A 16,197-nucleotide genomic window follows, 5' to 3' on the forward strand; every position below is an offset into this window, starting at 1 on the left:
GGGGCGGCGGCCGTATATCGCTAAGGACACGAATTCCGTCGCCGAATGGACGGCATTCAGTGCAGGGCGGGTGCCGGTGCCGTCAGTGTTGCCCGATCGTCGAGCAAAACACGGCCGAGCGCATGTATGTCCGGGGCGCAGCCATACCGTTCGGCCAGGGCGTCGAGCATGGGGCCCAGCGCATCCGGTGCCAGGGGATAACCGTGGGCCAGCACGCGGGCGTGGCCGGGTACTGGCTGCGCGACCGTGATTGCGGCGATGCCAAGACCCATCGCTTCGTGGGCGTAGAACTGGGGCGCGGGGAGGCTGGCATCGGGCTCGGCCAGTGCTTCGACCAGATAACCGGCCGTGCTGGCGGGGGCGCCCTCCAGATGAAGCGGTACGTGGTGTGCGGCCAGCAGCGCCGCGTACTGGCGAAGTTCGAAGATCGTGCCCGCGAACTCGTGCGCCGGATTGTCGCGACGGCTGCCGGACGCAGCGAACCAGGCGGCAGGACCGGGGATGCCGATGCGGCCATCGGCGTAATGCAGGGGGAGGCCGCGCGAGCCGAGCGCGGTTTCCTCGCGGTACGGCGTGAGCAGGGCGGCTTCCAGCACCGTCCACAGCGGCGCCAGGTTCACGTGTTCGTATTGCACGCAGGTCAGCGCGAGCAGGTCGTCGCGGCTGAGATAGCGCGCGTGCTCCAGGCGGATGCCAAGGGTCCGCATGATGAAGTCGGCCGTGGCCGCGCTCGCTTCGCCCCGGCCCACCAGCTCCACTTCCATCCGCTCGGTCAGCGACTCGGCCAGATCGGCCGGGGCCAGCAGCATCCACGGCATCAGGCGCATGGGGCCGTCGGCGTAAACCATGTCCGGTACCAGCGGTTGGGCGGGCATGTGGCCTTCATGGGTGCCGAACGAGACGATGCCGCCCGCGGTGGTGACGCGCGGAACGCGGCGGGCGAGCTCCTCCAGCGTCGCGAATACCGGAAAGCCGGGGCGCAGCAGTTCCACGCCGTCGAACAGGGCGCCGGCCAGCGCAAAGCGCGAGTCTTCGACGCCGGGTAGCAGGGCACGGAGGTCGTCGGCGATCAGGGCGGCCAGGGTCTGTGCCTCGTCGCGCGTGAGCTCCAGCCGCGAAGGCCGTTCGCCCTCGGCCAGTTCCAGCGCCAGAACGGCGGGGCAGGCAATAAGGGACTCGTTCACGACGCGGTTTCCGAACGGCAAAGGAGGACAAGTCTAGCATCGGGCCGGATGTGCGCTGGATTTCACGACGCCTGAATAAAGTACTGCCGTGCGTCGCGCAGGGCTTTCGTCGTAGGGTGATGCGGGTTAGCCTTGCCGATACGCGTTCGTCGGCGATCGTCGGCGTCCGGGCTCCTTTTGGCCGGTAACGGCCCCCTATCGGTTTCGGATTGTCCTTGAGCATGGAAAAGACGCAAAAGCGCGTGGGTGTAGTGGGTGGCGTCCGCATCCCTTTCTGTCGCAACAACACGGCTTACGCCGACGTAGGTAACTTCGGCATGTCGGTCAAGGTGCTTGGCGCCCTGGTCGAGAAGTTCGGGCTGCATGGCGTGGAACTCGGCGAAGTGGCCATGGGTGCGGTCATCAAGCATTCCTCGGAATGGAACCTGGCGCGCGAAGCCCTGCTTTCGTCCGGTCTGGCGCCCACGACGCCCGGCATCACCACGGCACGCGCCTGCGGCACCTCGCTCGATAACGCGATCATCGTCGCGAACAAGATCGCGACGGGCCAGATCGACGCCGGCATCGCGGGCGGCTCGGACACGACCAGCGACGTACCCATCGTGTATGGCCAGCGGCTGCGTAAGCGCTTGCTGGCGATGAATCGCGCGAAGACGTTCAAGGAAAAGTTCACTGCGGCCACGCGCGGGTTCTCGTTCAAGGAACTGAAGCCGTCGTTCCCCGGCGTGGCCGAACCGCGCACTGGCAAGTCGATGGGCGATCACTGCGAGACGATGGCGAAGGAATGGCATATCGGCCGTCAGGCGCAGGACCAGCTCGCGATGGAGAGCCATCGGAAGCTGGGCGCGGCGTACGAGTCCGGTTTTTTCGACGACCTCGTCGTTCCGTTTCGCGGTCTGAAGCGCGATGGATTCCTGCGTCCCGACTCCACGCTCGAAAAGCTCGGCTCGCTGAAGCCCGCGTTCGATAAGACATCGGGCCAGGGCACGCTGACCGCCGGCAATTCCACCGGCCTTTCCGACGGCGCGGCGGCGGTGTTGCTCGCCAGCGACGAGTGGGCGGCGGCTCGCGGACTCGGCATCCAGGCCTACCTCACTTACGCGCAGGTGGCGGCGGTCGACTTCGTGCACGGCGAGGGCCTGCTGATGGCGCCTACCGTCGCCGTGCCCCGCATGCTGAAGCAGGCGGGCCTGACGTTGCAGGATTTCGACTTCTACGAAATCCACGAAGCCTTTGCCGCGCAGGTGCTATGCACGCTGCGTGCATGGGAGTCGGAAGAATATTGCCGCAACCGCCTCGGCCTCGACGCCCCGCTGGGCAGCATCGATCCGGCGAAGCTCAATGTGCTTGGGTCCAGTCTCGCCACGGGTCATCCGTTCGCGGCGACCGGCGCACGCATCGTCGCGACGTTGGCGAAGATGCTGGAACAGAAGGGCTCCGGCCGCGGTCTGATTTCCATCTGCACGGCTGGCGGCATGGGCGTGACGGCGATTCTCGAACGTCCCTGATCTTCTTCGCTTCGCTAATGCGGCGCCCCATGCGTTCTCGTGTGGGGCGTCTTCGTTATAGAGGGTTTCATGGTTTCCATGCGCAGCACGACGGCCTTGAGCTTGCTGGGGCTGGTAGTCGGCATCGCCGGCACGACCTGGCTCACGGCGCTTACCTACGATCGCGAGCCGCTCGCGACCCGGCATGCCGCTGCCGCTACGTCGCCGCGGCACGCCGTCGACGATCCGTCACGTTCCGCCGCCAGGGTTTCATCGACGGCCACCCCCGTGGTTGCCGCCGGACCGAAAGTGGCCGATGTGCCCGCGCTGGTGCCGGTGTACATGCCTTCGCCGCGCTATCCGATGTCGGCGTTGCGCGCGCAGCGCGAGGGCCAGGTCGTGTTGAGTGTCACGGTGACGCCCAGTGGCGATGTCACCCATGTCGCCGTGGGAAGGTCCAGCGGCGACATCGAGCTGGATCGTGCGGCGGAGCAGGCGGTCCGTACCTGGCGTTTTGCGCAGGTCGAGTCGCGACCCGCCTCGTATACGGCGGAACTGCCGATCAGGTTCGAACTGACGCGCGGTTTGTAACGGGCTCTGGCGAGATTTCCTCAGATTCCCTGACGGAGAGGGCTCGGTGGGAGCGCGCTTGCGCGCGAAAAGCCAACGGAGCGGTGTGCGGGAGACCGCCTAGGGCGAGCCGCGTAGCGGCGGCTGAAGGTCTCACCTCGCTACATCGACATGCTCTTAAGAGCGCTTCGTTATGACGAGAGGAGACCTTCAGCCGCCCGCTGTGCGGGCTCGCTCTAGGAAGGGCCTGGCTACACCGCTCCGTTGGCTTTTCGCGCGCAAGCGCGCTCCCACAGGGTTGCCGGGCATTTGTGGCAGCTACAGGATGCCGGCTGCCGATGCGCCGAAGGCCGTGATCATGCGGGTGTAGATGAGTTTCAGCGATACGTCGACTTCCGGGAAGTCGCCGACGGGTTCGTAGCATTCGAAGAACCGCGGATCGGTCCAGCGCATAGGAATGCAGCCGGGTTTCAGGTCGTAGCTGGTCGCATAGCGGAAGGGCCACAGGTCGAAGAACGGCAGGCGTTCGGACACGTCTCCGATCGCCTCGTTGACCTCCGAGAGGACGCCGAGCGTTTTCTCCCGCGGACCGATGACCCAGGCGTTGCCGGGTAGCGTGTCCTGCATGATCGACTGGCGCAGGCGATCGGCGAAGCGCTTGTCGTAGACGATCACGCCCGATTCGGTGTTGTAGTGGTCCGAGCGCGGATCGAAGTTGTGCGAGCCGACCATCGCGAAGGTATCGTCGATGACGATCGACTTGGCGTGCAGTCCGAAGCGGACGCCCTCGGTGATCAGCGGCGCGGGTCGATTGCGCGCGCCCTTGCGAGAACGGCTGCCCAAGGCGAACGGATCGATGGCCTCGCTGGGCGCACCTGCGCGCTCGCCACGGCGGCCCCGGCTGCCGCTACCGCTGCCACCGCCGGCGGTCGCCATGTAAGGCGGGAGCGTGCCGGCTTCGGGACGCCTGTCGAGCCCATCGCCATCGGTGTTGCCCGGACGCGGCTTCATTTCGTAAATCTCGAAACCGTAGTCGATGAGGTAGCGTTTACGGTGCTTGTACGACACGGCATACACCGCGAACGCGTCCGTCGATGCCAGCGAGTTGGTGGACACGATGACCCGGGGCGGCTGCTCGCGTTTGTGAATCTCCTTGAAGATCCGGCGGGCGGGTTTGCTCATGACGAGGTAAGGCGTCTGCAGCACGATTTCGCTTTTCGCGTTGCGCATCAGCCCCATCAGGTGCCGCGTGAGCGCACGGACTTCACGACGCTTCGGGTTGTCGGTCTTGCCCGGAAGATCGGACTGGTATTCGACCCGGTTCATTCGCAGCGTTTCGCGGCCGATATGTTGATCGAGCCAGTCGGGATCGTCCGCTTCCCACAGCAGTTGTTCGACACGATCGGGTTTTTCGTATGCCGGCTCGGTCCAGCGCTGCTTTCCCTCGTCGTCCGCGACGATGGCCTGGTTCACGTCGCGCAGATGGGTAAGGGGAGCGGAACGCTTGTGTGCCCAGAAGAGGTCGAAGCTGGCCGCCATGGTTTTCGCGACGGGGCCGCCGATCATCACGTCGCGATCCACGTAATCGAAGGTGTTGTCCCAGTCGAAGTAGCGATCCTCGTAGTTGCGGCCGCCGGCGATGCCGACGAGATCGTCCACGAGGAACAGCTTGTTGTGCATGCGTTGGTTGAACTTGTAGAAGCAGCACAGAATGCCGGCGGCGAATTCCAGCGGCGGCGTCTTCGCGCTCTGGAAGGTCGGGTTGTACAGGCGGATCTGGAAGTTCTCGTTCGCGCGCGCGAGCTTCGCAAGCAATTCCGGGTCGCGGAAAGAGAACAACTGGTCGGCCAGGATGCGGACCTGTACGCCGCGCCGGGCGGCCTTGATCAGCTCATTCAGTACCAGGTTGCCCGCATCGTCCTGCTCCCAGATGTAGGTCTGGACGTCGATGGTCCTGCGCGCCGCGTGGATGAGGTTGATCCGGGCAGCCATGGCCGCCTCGCCGTCGTCGAGCAGCGTGGCCACGTGTACGGGCTTATCCGCGGTGGATGCCGAATTCGCTTCCTCGGCGGCGGCGATAAGCGGCGACGAGGTCGCGCAATGATCGGCGCTGGCGCAGGTCGATTCCCTGTCGATGGTCTGCGCCACGATGACGTCCGCCCGTTGGATATGGGCGCGTGACAGGGAACACCCCTGCACGAGTGCGGTGGCGGTCAGGATGAGGACAAACGCGAGGCGACGCATATCCGGACATGATAGGGGAGAGGACGCCGCGACAGGTGGAGTCAGTTCGCCTCGGGCGTCGCCAGTACGATGATCAGGCCGAGGCTCACACGATCGGACAATGCGCCACGACGACCGAGCATGTCGAAATCCGTGCGGTCGATGGTGCCTTGCACCTGTACGACGCAGCCGTCCATCGATTCCGTGGGACATGGGCTGGGAAGCAGGCGGAAGTCGACGTCGCGGGTGATACCGCGGATTGTGAGCCGGCCTTGCAATGTGCCGCCGTGGGTCAGCGATTCCAGCGGCGTGGGCGTCGATACGAACTGGATCTGCGGATAGTGCACCGAGTCGAAGAATTCGGGAGCGAGCACCCAGCGACGCAGCCGTGCCGACTCCATGCGGATGCTGTCCGCGTCGATAACGGCATCGACTACGGCGGTCTGGTTGATCCGGTCGATGGCGATGTCGCCGCGGATATTGTCGAAAACGCCCGATACCGTGCTCACCCAAAGAAGTCGCACACCGAATTCGGCGTGCGACTTCACAGGATCGATACGAAGATCGGCGGCGCCGGCCGGCGCCGTCGTGAACAGAAAGATAGCCGCCGGGATAATGTGGCGGAGGGCCCGTTTCAAGGTGATCAGGAAGCTTTCGACTCTTTGAAACTAGGCGACCAGAACGCTTCCAGTTTCGCGATGCCGGGCTCGATGGAGCCCTTCTTCTGGAGCGTCAGTCGAGCCACGCCGCCAGGGGGCATGCCGCGATAGTCGTCCGAGCGGCCGTCTACCAGCAAGGCGACGAGCTGTTCGATGCCGGGGTTATGACCGACCAAAACGACGCGTCCGACACCGTGGTGCTTGTCGAGCACGGCCATCAGGTCGCCGGGGGTGGCATCGTAGATTTCTTCGACAAACTGGGGCTCGCCGTGGGTGAGGGCGAGCATGGCGGTTTCTTTGGTTCGCGTTGCGGGCGAACAGAGGATCCGGTCATATTCGATGTGGTGGTCGGCGAACCACTTCGCCGTATCGCGGGCTTCGCGCTTGCCGTGTTCTGTCAGGGTTCGCGAACGGTCGTCTTTCGCCTTCTCGGGAGGCTCGGCCTCGGCGTGACGCAACAGGATGAGTTCGTGCATGGTTGTTGCCTCCTACGTGCCACGCAAGCGTGGCGGGATCGTGTCGCGCGTCGCCAGCCTAAGGCTCAACCGTTACGTTTTATCCAGCGCAACAGTTTCGTCCAGTCGTCCTGGTGTCCGCGTACGTTTTCCGAGTTGTAGTCGAAGATGCCCTTACCGAGCGCCGTGAGCAAGACGTACGCCTGGGAGTCGCGAAGTTCCGCAACCACCGGAAAGGGCGCGCGCTCGGCGAGTTCGGCGATGGCGCTCTGGCTGGCGTTGGTCCAGGGCTTGAGGCGGTTGCCTACCAGGCCGACCGGCAACTTGCCGCGTTTGATACGCGGGATGTTCCGGAGCATGTGCAGGAAATCGAGGGTGGCGTCGAGGTCGAAGCTGGACGGGAGCACCGGCACGAGGAGGACGTCGGCTTTCTCGATGTATGGCTCGAGGTCGCGCTCGGTGACACCCGCCGGCGTATCGACGATGACCCGCTCGGTTTGTTCCGGTACGCGATCGAGGGCCTTGCGGCTACCTTCGATGGCGGCGACGGCCGGGACGTTGTCCGGTCGTCTTCCCGCCCAGCGCAGGCTGGAATGCTGCCGGTCGGCGTCGATGACGGCGGTGCGTTTGCCCGCCTGGGTCCAGTAAGCCGCCAGCTGGGTTACCACCGTGGACTTACCGCATCCGCCCTTGCTGCTTGCCACAAGCGTCGTGAGCATACGTCGTCACCTGCCCGAAGGATGGGTCAAGGCTAACCCACGCAGGTGGCCTAACGCGAGGCGCAATCGTCATGCGGGAGCGCGCCTGGGGGCGCTTCCGCATGACGGGCGGTTATCAGCTCTCGGCTTTCGCCGGCTCCCAGCCTGCCGGCGCCTCGGCGGGGATGCCGTAGGTGCGCAGGGCCGAAAGGATGACGCTCATTTCCGTGCCGCCCGTACGGGCCAGCGCGAGCAGTTTCTGCGCCGTTACCTTGTCGCCCTGACCCTGCATGTTCAACTGGGCGAAGCGCTGCATCTGCCAGATGAGGTTCAGGCGGGCGGTCTTCGCACCCTGCTGCTGCGTGGCGTCCGGCGACAGCGTTTCGCGCAGGTGCAGCCCCAGCGAGCGACCGAGCGGGCTGCTGCCCCACTCGAGGACTTTCGCCAGCTTCAGGCAGTCGTCGACGACACCCTGGTCGGATTTGTTTTCCTCGCAGAACCGGGCCGTGACCTGGAAGCCGGGCATCGGCTGCGCACTGCCCAGGCCGAAGACGAGGACCATCTGGACGCCTGCGGCGCCGGCACCCGCCAGCGGGCTGAAGGTCGCGGGCGGCGGCGGAAGCTGGCTGACCGAGTTGGCCAGGGCTTTCAGGCTGTTACCGAGATAGTCGTCGTAGGCCTTGGCGTTCGCGGCACGGCCGAGGTCGGCGCGCACGCCGTCCTTCTTGCCCTGGTGGTCGTCGACGGCAAGCTTCAGCAGCCATACGGCGGCATTGTCCGGCGCCTGCTGTTCCAGTTTCGTCAGGGCATCGATATTGGGGCAGTCGCCGCTCTTGCGGCTGCAATCGGCCAGCTGGGCCCAGGACACGGCGGGGCCGGCGTCCTCGTTACGGGCGGCGCGCTCAAGTAGCGCGTGGTAGCTGAGTACTTCCGGGGCATCCGGGAGGGGGCGTGCAAGCAGGGCGGCGGCCAGCAGCGGCTCGGCGTCCGTGCGCAGGGCCAGGACGCTGGCCAGATCGCGCTGGAACTGGAGCAGGGCCTTGGTCTGGTCCTTCGCCTCGGCTTTCGAGGCGGCTGGCGGCGCCTTGGTCGGGGCGGCCAGTGCGGGAAGCGATAACGTGGCCATCAGGGCCAGGGTCGTAAGGCGCCATCCGCGCATGGATCCGTCTCCGTCACAAAAGGGTAAGGATACGGCTTCTGCATGAACGGAACGTGGGCGACAAAACGTCCAGTGTCGCAGGGTCTTGCTACTATCGGCGTTCACGTCGGGGGCGTGCTGCGTATTCGTACCCCACGCTCATACCAATCCTGCGACAGAACAGGAGAATACGATGGAACAATTCGCGCTTATTGCCAGCGATCGTGGTGGCTGGCTTGCCGGATGGGGCACGTTGATGTTGATTAACGCGGGACTCGCCCAGGGCAAGAATCGCAGCGGTCTGCTGTGGTTTCTGCTGTCGGCGCTGCTCGGGCCGATCGCGACGCTGATTCTGGTCGTGCTGCCGAAGGTGCGGGCGAAGATGTTTTGAGGGTGCGGACTGAGTGATGTCCGGACTCCGCACGCTCTAAGGGGCTTGCGGCTTTCTTGCTTCGTTGGCTTTCGCGCGCAGCGTGCGCTCCCACAGTAGAGAGCGCGCTGCTTTTGCTTTGGTTATTCGCCCAGGGCTTCGCGCATGAATTCCGGCTGGGCGAGTGCACCCTTGTGGATGTCTGCGTTGTAGTAGCGGGTCGGGAAGTTCTTGCTGAGGGCGCCGCGCTCGCGGAAGCCCGACAGGTCGCCACCCTTGCGGGCCATGGTGCAGCTCCACCAGCCGGTGGGATAGCACGGCTGCGGGAACGGCAGGGTCTTCACGGCCTGGAAGCCCGAGGTGCGCATGGCCGAACGCATCGCCTTGATGAGTTCGATGTGGGCCAGCGGGGATTCGGACTGCTGGACCAGGATGCCGCCGTGGCGCAAGGCTTTGTAGCAACTGGCGTAGAAGGCCGCGTTGAACAGGCCTTCGGCCGGACCGACCGGGTCGGTGGAGTCGACGATGATCAGGTCGAGCGACTCGGGCTCGGCTTCGGCCATGTACTTGATGCCGTCGATGAAGAGCAGCTCGGCGCGCGGATCGTTGTTCGACTCGCACAGTTCCGGGAAGTATTCCTCGGCGAGGCGGGTGACGCGCTCGTCGATCTCGACCTGCACGGCCGATTCGACTTCCTCGTGCTTGAGCACTTCGCGCAGCGTGCCGCAGTCGCCGCCGCCGATGACCACGACGCGCTTGGCGCGGGCGTGCGTGAACAGCGCCGGGTGGGTCATCATTTCGTGATACAGGAAGTTGTCCCGGGCCGTCAGCATGACGCAGCCGTCGATCACCATCAGGTTGCCCCAGTCGGTCGTCTGGTAGATCTCGATCGTCTGGAAGGGCGTTTTTTCGGCATGCAGCAGTCGCTCGACGCGGAAACCGATGGAGGAGCCGGAAGCCTGATGAGCTTCGGTGAACCAGCTGAGCTGCGACATGACGCTGTTCCTGGGAATCGTGTAAGGACGGAAAACCGTGATTGTACCGGCTATCGCGGGCGCACGCCGTCCTGCCGGCGCTATGACACCCAGGGCTGGGACGATACGCACGCGTCACGAACGGCTATTACAATAGGCGGTCTGTCCGTTGCCATGGCCGCGGTCAGGCCCTGTCTGACCGGCCCCGCGGCGTGCGAGGCTCCCGGCCGCCAGACACGCTTCAGGTCAAGGTTCGCCGCTGCGACTGCTTCTGGCCCCCGAGGGGGCACGACTATCGACGAGGAGATCGGACGCCCATGGCGACCTGGAACATCGAACGTGCGCGACAGACTTACGCTATCCCGCACTGGAGCAACGGCTACGTGGATGTGGCCGGCAATGGCAACCTGCTGATGCGTCCGCGCGGCAGCGAAGGCCCCGCGCTGGACCTGTCGGCCATCGTGGACGAGGCCAAGGCGCAGGGTTTGCGCCTTCCCCTGCTTGTCCGCTTCCCGGACATCCTTGCCGACCGGCTTGCCCGGCTGCAGGAAGCATTCGCCCGCGCCATCGACGATGCCCACTACGCCGGCAGCTATACGGCTATCTACCCGATCAAGGTGAACCAGCAGCGCGGCGTCGTCAGCGAGCTGGTTGCGGCCGGCGAACAGGGTTTCGGGCTGGAAGCGGGTTCCAAACCCGAGCTGATGGCGGTGCTGGCGCATGCCCGTCCGGGCAGCATGGTCGTGTGCAACGGCTACAAGGATCGCGAATACGTACGCCTGGCGCTGATCGGCCTGAAGCTTGGCCTGCGCGTGCATATCGTTATCGAGAAGCTGTCCGAGCTGGATCACGTGTTCGCCGAGGCGAAAGCGCTGGACGTGGAGCCGCTGCTCGGCGTGCGTGTCCGTCTTGCCTCGATCGGCGCCGGTAAATGGCAGAACACGGGTGGCGACAAGGGTAAGTTCGGTCTTAGCCCGGGCCAGGTGCTGGAACTGATCGCTCGCCTCGACGCGGCCGGCCTCAAGCACACATTGAAGCTTCAGCACTTCCACATGGGTTCGCAGATTTCGAATGTGCGCGACATCGCGGCGGGCATGCGCGAAGCCGTACGTTACTTCGTCGAACTGCACCGCCTCGGTGTCGGTATCGAGATAGTCGACGTGGGCGGTGGTCTGGGCGTCGACTACGAAGGCACCCGTTCGCGCAGCTACAACTCCATCAATTACAGCCTGGGTCAGTACGCCGCCAGCATCGTTCAACCGCTGGCCGAGGCCGTGACCGAATACGGCATGGCCGCACCCGTGATCTTCACCGAGTCCGGCCGCGCCATGACGGCGCACCACGCCGTGATGGTGGTGAATGTCAGCGAGGTCGAGGCCGTGCCGACGGGTGCGATTCCGCCGGAGCGCGAAGGCGAACCGACGGTATTGCGGCATCTGCGCGAGACGCATGCCGAACTGGACAGCCGCCCGGCGCTGGAACTCTTCCACGAGGCGCAGCATCATTTCGCCGAGGGCCAGGCGCTGTACGCGCTGGGCCAGCTGCACCTGGAAGACCGCGCACGTCTCGACGAACTGTTCTACGCCATCGCCAATGCCGTGCGTCCCCGCCTGTTGCCCGCCGAGCGCGCGCATCGTCAGGCGCTGGACGATCTGGACGAGAAGCTGGTCGACAAGTACTTCGTCAACTTCTCGGTATTCGAATCGGTACCGGATATCTGGGCGATCGACCAGATTTTTCCGATCGTGCCGATCGCGCGCCTGGATGAAGAGCCGACGCGCCGCGGCGTCATCGCGGATCTGACCTGCGATTCCGATGGCCGCATCGATCACTACGTGGACGCCGAGGGTGTCGACGTCAGCCTGCCGCTGCACGAGCTGCGCTCGGGCGAGTCGTACCGGTTGGGCATCTTCATGGTCGGCGCTTATCAGGAAACGCTTGGCGACATCCACAACCTGTTCGGCGACACCGATGCGGTGAATGTCCGCGCGACTGCGGACGGCTACGAGTTCGCCCATATCCGTCGTGGCGATACCACCGATCTGATGCTGGACTACGTCGGCTACGACCTGAAGGCACTGCGTCAGTCCTATACCGACCGGCTTGCGGCCGCGGGTATCGCGGGCGCGGAAGGCGAGCGTCTGTATGCCGCGCTGGATGCGGGCCTGACCGGTTACACCTACCTCGCCGAAAACACCGGCGACTGATCTCCTCTACGGGAAAGCACATGTCGATCAAAGCAGCCTTTATCGGTCTCGGCGCCATGGGCGCTCCCATGGCCGGACATCTGAACGATAAGGGCCTGCTCGCGGCCGTCGGCAACCGCTCCCAGGCGAAAGCCGACGCGCTCGCCGCCGAGCTGAAGGTCGCCGCGCCGGACCTCGCCGGTATCGCGGCGTCGTGCGATGTGATTGCCCTTTGTGTCAGTGCCGATGCCGATGTGATCGGCGTCGTCGACGCGATGGCCCCTTCGTTGCGTAAAGGCGCGATTGTCATCGACCACTCGACGGTGGCACCCGCCACGGCGAAGCGTGTCGCACGTCGCCTCGCCGAAGTGGGCGCGCATTTCCTCGACGCACCGGTTTCGGGTGGCGTGGAAGGCGCGAGGAACGGCAAGCTATCCGTGATGGTCGGCGGCGAAGCGGACGTGCTCGAACGTGCGCGACAGGTTCTGGAAGCCTATGGCGCGCGCATCACGCATATGGGTCCGGTGGGTTCGGGGCAGGCAACGAAAGCGGTGAATCAGGTGCTGGTCGCCGGCATCGCGCAGGCGGTGACGGAAGGTCTCGCGCTGGGCGATGCGCTGGGCCTCGAAGCCGACCGCCTCATTCCCACGCTGGCCGCCGGTGCCGCGGGCAACTGGTTCCTCGACAAACGTGGCGCGACGATGTTGCGCAACGAATTTTCGGTCGGGTTCAAGCTGGCACTGCTGCACAAGGACCTGGGCATCGTGCGGGGTATCGCCGAGGAAGCCGGCACGGATCGCGGTGTGATCGAGAAGTCGCTCGCCGACTTCGCCGAACTGATGTCGCAAGGTTATGGCGACGACGATATTTCGGCATTGATCCGCCTGAAGCGCGCTCGCTGAGCGACGAGGTCGGGCGTCAGGCGTAGGCATTGATGGGAAGATCGTGCGGCGTCGTGGATATGATCGCTTCGCTGATCTTGTCGTAGTTGGTGCCGAAGCGCGTGTTGTATTCAGACAGAAGCACACCGATGGCGTTGTGAGGCGAGCATGCCCACTCGTAGATTCCTGCGTTGGAACAATACACAAACCGTCGTCCGCTTTTTGCCTTGAAGAGAACGATGGAATGGCTGCCTCCTGTCGGAGCATCCATGCCGAGCATGGCGGCGACATTGCACGGTGAACTGAACGCACCGCCGATTTTCCGGGTGCTTCTTTCGAATGACGTCGTACAGCGGAAGCTATCGAGGTAATACGCAATGGCGGCGTAGACGGCCCGGATGGCGGCGTACGGATCTACCAGTGCTTCGTAATGCCGTTGGTACAGAAGTGCCCGGGGTAGCCTGGCCAGGTCGAATGTCGCCAACCTTCCCGACATGACATCCATCAGCCAGTGCGCCGTTGCACCCTGACAGAGGCCGCCCATCGATTGCGCATCCAACATTCGCAGGGTGTGCTCGAGGTACTGGCGCGAGGTCGGTGTAATGGGGACGAGCATCGTTCTTCCGGTGAACGCGGGCCGGCGAGGATACGGGGTGTGTCGCTCGCGTTGTGCGCGCGTGGTCACGGTATGTGCTGAGAAATTTCTTGGCTGTTTCGACGCTGATCGGTCGTGGTCGATTGCGTCTGGGCCGGAGCATCTTTGACGCGCACGACCACGCTCTGAAACACACGCAAAAAAAGGTTCTTCACGCATTGTCGGGGAGGGCTCGGCTTTGCCATCGCGTTCGCGCTCGGACGTTACGGGGAGAGCCGTCGGCCACCGCCCTCGACGCTCCGGCTTCACCGTCGCTCGGGAAGGGATAGCCGCTGCGCGGCTGGTGTTTTAATGGCTGCGCCCCGTCGCGCCCGCGCGGCGGGCGGGGGTTTTCGATTCGGCTCCTGCCTCAGCGAAAACGGCGGACCGTCCGGGTCCGCCCCCTTCGGGCCTTTTCCGCCCGCCGCGCTCGGTTCCGCAAGTCGCGTCGAGGGCGGTGGCCGACGGCTCTTCCGGGTGTTGCGGTTACGTGGAGGAAGGCAGCGCGTGACGCATGACCGGTGGTGACCGTATCTGGTCCGGTCCCATCACCTGCTCGGCTTGCGCTCTCCCCACAACAAACCGCAACCGACGGTGCCGTGGCCGGGTTGGTCCTTGGGGCCGCCTTAGCCGAGGGCCGCGATGACTAGTTGGAGCGAAAGCGGCACTACGGCCCGCTCCCGCAGGGACGGCGCCGAAGGCCCCAAGGGCCAACCCGGTCGCGGCTTCCTCAAGCCACGACCGTGAGGCGGCTGTCCTCGACCGAAGCTCGACAAGACACCTCACGCCGTCCCCGCTAATGCGGGAAGAGCCAAAAAAACGCCCGCTTTCGCGGGCGTTTTCACTTCTGCGTGGTAACCCCGATCAATCGATATCGAGGAACGAGCGCAGTGTTTCCGAGCGGCTCGGGTGACGCAGCTTGCGCAGGGCCTTGGCTTCGATCTGGCGGATGCGCTCGCGGGTGACGTCGAACTGCTTGCCGACTTCTTCCAGCGTGTGATCCGTGTTCATGTCGATACCGAAGCGCATGCGCAGCACCTTCGCTTCGCGCGGCGTGAGGCCGGCGAGTACGTCGCGCACCGTTTCCATGAGACCGGTTTCCGTGGCCGACTCGACGGGCGAGCTGGCGTTGGTGTCTTCGATGAAGTCGCCAAGATGCGAATCTTCGTCGTCGCCGATCGGGGTTTCCATGGAGATCGGTTCCTTCGCGATCTTCAGGACCTTGCGGATCTTGTCTTCCGGCATCTCCATTTCCTTAGCCAGTTCTTCCGGCGTCGGCTCGCGGCCGAACTGCTGGAGCATCTGGCGGGAGATGCGGTTGAGCTTGTTGATCGTCTCGATCATATGCACCGGGATACGGATGGTGCGGGCCTGATCGGCGATGGAGCGCGTGATGGCCTGACGGATCCACCATGTGGCGTACGTCGAGAACTTGTAACCGCGACGGTACTCGAACTTGTCGACCGCCTTCATCAGGCCGATGTTGCCTTCCTGGATGAGGTCGAGGAACTGCAGGCCGCGGTTGGTGTACTTCTTGGCAATGGAGATGACGAGACGCAGGTTGGCCTCGACCATTTCCTTCTTGGCGCGACGGGCTTTCGCCTCGCCGACCGACATGGCGCGATTGATTTCCTTGATGTCGGTAAGCGGCAGGTACAGCGTGCGCTCGATCTGCGCCAGCTTTTCCTGCTCGCCATCGATGACTTCACGGAAGTTCTTGATGTTCGGCGACCACTTCTGGCGCTTGCGCGACAGGTCGGCGGCCCACTCGAGGTTGCCCTCGTTGCTGGGGAACGTCTTCAGGAATTCGGCGCGCGGCATCTTCACCTGCTTGACGAAGATATCCATCAGCAGACGCTCGTGGTGACGGATGTCGTTCACCACTTCGCGCAGCTTGCGCACGAAGCTGTCGATCAGTGCGGAAGGCAGCTTGAGCTTGAGGAAGGCTTCCGACATCTGCTCACGGATTTTCGTGACCTTCTTGTCGTTGATTTCGGCCTTCGGTGCCGCCTTCTGGAATTTCTGGTGCAGCGAGCGCAGTTCTTCCATGCGACGCTTCACTTCTTCCGGGTCGGGACCGGTGGGACCGGCTTCCTCTTCCTCGGCGGCCGTGTCGTCGGTTTCTTCTTCTTCGGCGTCTTCGGCGTCGGCGGCCGGGAGTTCGGCAGCGGCGGCCTGCGCGGCATCGGCGGCTTCTTCCAGATCGGCGAAGCCGGCCAGGATTTCGCTCAGGCGGCGCTTGCCCTCGACGTGCTGGTCGTATTCCTCGAGCAGCAGCTGGATGGTCAGCGGGAAGCTGGCCAGCGCGGTCTGGACCTGGTTGAGGCCTTCTTCGATGCGCTTGGCGATGGCGATTTCGCCTTCGCGCGTCAGCAGCTCGACCGTGCCCATCTCGCGCATGTACATGCGGACGGGATCGGTGGTGCGGCCGACCTCGGCATCGACGGCCGACAACAGGGCCACGGCTTCCTCGGCGGCGGACTCGTCGTCCGTGCTGGTGCCCGGGGCGGCGCCGTCGGCGATAGTGTCTGTGTCGGGCGCGGAATCATGGACCTCGATGCCGACGCCCTTGAGCACCGCCATGATGTCTTCGATCTGCTCCGGATCGACGATGTCGTCCGGGAGGTGGTCGTTGATCTCGGCATAGGTCAGGTAGCCCTGCTCCAAACCCTTGGAGATGAGCTGTTTGATTTCCGACTGCTGCTCGTGAGCTTTATTAGTCATGCCGACCGCCGCGG

The 16,197-nt window shown here is 64.5% G+C and carries 14 protein-coding genes; 5 read left to right on the forward strand and 9 right to left on the reverse strand.

The features are described from left to right. Positions 1-56: 56 nt before the first annotated feature. On the reverse strand, positions 57-1,184 hold the full coding sequence (locus AC3IR3_RS01120; protein ID WP_489195230.1) for a hypothetical protein: 1,128 nt from the start codon (positions 1,182-1,184) through the stop codon (positions 57-59). Positions 1,185-1,405: 221 nt separating this feature from the next. Between AC3IR3_RS01120 and AC3IR3_RS01125 the strand changes: the two genes are divergently transcribed. Continuing rightward, positions 1,406-2,692 (forward strand): acetyl-CoA C-acetyltransferase, encoded by a 1,287-nt coding sequence (locus AC3IR3_RS01125; protein ID WP_489195231.1) that lies wholly within the window; start codon positions 1,406-1,408, stop codon positions 2,690-2,692. Between the two features lie 69 nt (positions 2,693-2,761). Continuing rightward, on the forward strand, positions 2,762-3,262 hold the full coding sequence (locus tag AC3IR3_RS01130) for an energy transducer TonB (RefSeq protein WP_489195232.1): 501 nt from the start codon (positions 2,762-2,764) through the stop codon (positions 3,260-3,262). Positions 3,263-3,559: 297 nt separating this feature from the next. Here the strand turns inward: AC3IR3_RS01130 and AC3IR3_RS01135 are convergent, their stop codons facing one another. The 5 genes from AC3IR3_RS01135 to AC3IR3_RS01155 form a co-directional block, all read right to left on the reverse strand. Next, complete coding sequence (locus AC3IR3_RS01135) at positions 3,560-5,485, reverse strand: phospholipase D family protein (protein ID WP_489195233.1); 1,926 nt, start codon at positions 5,483-5,485, stop codon at positions 3,560-3,562. Positions 5,486-5,526: 41 nt separating this feature from the next. Beyond that, positions 5,527-6,102, reverse strand: coding sequence for a YceI family protein (locus AC3IR3_RS01140; protein WP_489195234.1), 576 nt, complete (start codon positions 6,100-6,102; stop codon positions 5,527-5,529). A gap of 5 nt (positions 6,103-6,107) precedes the next feature. Further along, the gene (locus AC3IR3_RS01145) at positions 6,108-6,599 is read right to left on the reverse strand and encodes a SixA phosphatase family protein (RefSeq protein ID WP_489195235.1); all 492 of its coding nucleotides are present in this window, start codon (positions 6,597-6,599) and stop codon (positions 6,108-6,110) included. Positions 6,600-6,664: 65 nt separating this feature from the next. Further along, a complete protein-coding gene (locus AC3IR3_RS01150; RefSeq protein ID WP_132142521.1) occupies positions 6,665-7,297 on the reverse strand; it encodes a nucleotide-binding protein in 633 nt (210 codons plus the stop codon). A 115-nt stretch (positions 7,298-7,412) separates the two neighbouring features. Next, positions 7,413-8,435, reverse strand: coding sequence for a hypothetical protein (locus tag AC3IR3_RS01155; RefSeq protein WP_489195236.1), 1,023 nt, complete (start codon positions 8,433-8,435; stop codon positions 7,413-7,415). Between the two features lie 172 nt (positions 8,436-8,607). On the opposite strand from AC3IR3_RS01155, the gene AC3IR3_RS01160 reads away from it, so the two are divergent. After that, positions 8,608-8,805 carry an antitermination protein NusB gene (locus tag AC3IR3_RS01160; RefSeq protein WP_132142519.1) on the forward strand — a complete coding sequence of 66 codons (198 nt, stop codon included), beginning with the start codon at positions 8,608-8,610 and terminating at the stop codon, positions 8,803-8,805. A gap of 122 nt (positions 8,806-8,927) precedes the next feature. Here the strand turns inward: AC3IR3_RS01160 and speE are convergent, their stop codons facing one another. After that, positions 8,928-9,779, reverse strand: coding sequence for a polyamine aminopropyltransferase (gene speE / locus AC3IR3_RS01165; RefSeq protein WP_489195237.1), 852 nt, complete (start codon positions 9,777-9,779; stop codon positions 8,928-8,930). A gap of 296 nt (positions 9,780-10,075) precedes the next feature. Here speE and speA point away from each other — a divergent pair, with 296 nt between their 5' ends. Both speA and AC3IR3_RS01175 read left to right on the forward strand, forming a co-directional pair. Beyond that, entirely contained in the window at positions 10,076-11,965 is a 1,890-nt protein-coding gene (gene speA, locus AC3IR3_RS01170; protein ID WP_489195238.1) for an arginine decarboxylase, read from the forward strand. Positions 11,966-11,985: 20 nt separating this feature from the next. Further along, on the forward strand, positions 11,986-12,846 hold the full coding sequence (locus AC3IR3_RS01175) for an NAD(P)-dependent oxidoreductase (protein WP_489195239.1): 861 nt from the start codon (positions 11,986-11,988) through the stop codon (positions 12,844-12,846). A gap of 16 nt (positions 12,847-12,862) precedes the next feature. Here AC3IR3_RS01175 and AC3IR3_RS01180 read toward each other — a convergent pair whose 3' ends face one another. Beyond that, entirely contained in the window at positions 12,863-13,441 is a 579-nt protein-coding gene (locus tag AC3IR3_RS01180) for a hypothetical protein (RefSeq protein ID WP_489195240.1), read from the reverse strand. Between the two features lie 882 nt (positions 13,442-14,323). After that, on the reverse strand, positions 14,324-16,183 hold the full coding sequence (rpoD, locus tag AC3IR3_RS01185; RefSeq protein WP_132142514.1) for an RNA polymerase sigma factor RpoD: 1,860 nt from the start codon (positions 16,181-16,183) through the stop codon (positions 14,324-14,326). Positions 16,184-16,197 lie beyond the last annotated feature (14 nt).

The organism is Luteibacter sp. GL_149, assembly GCF_057834065.1.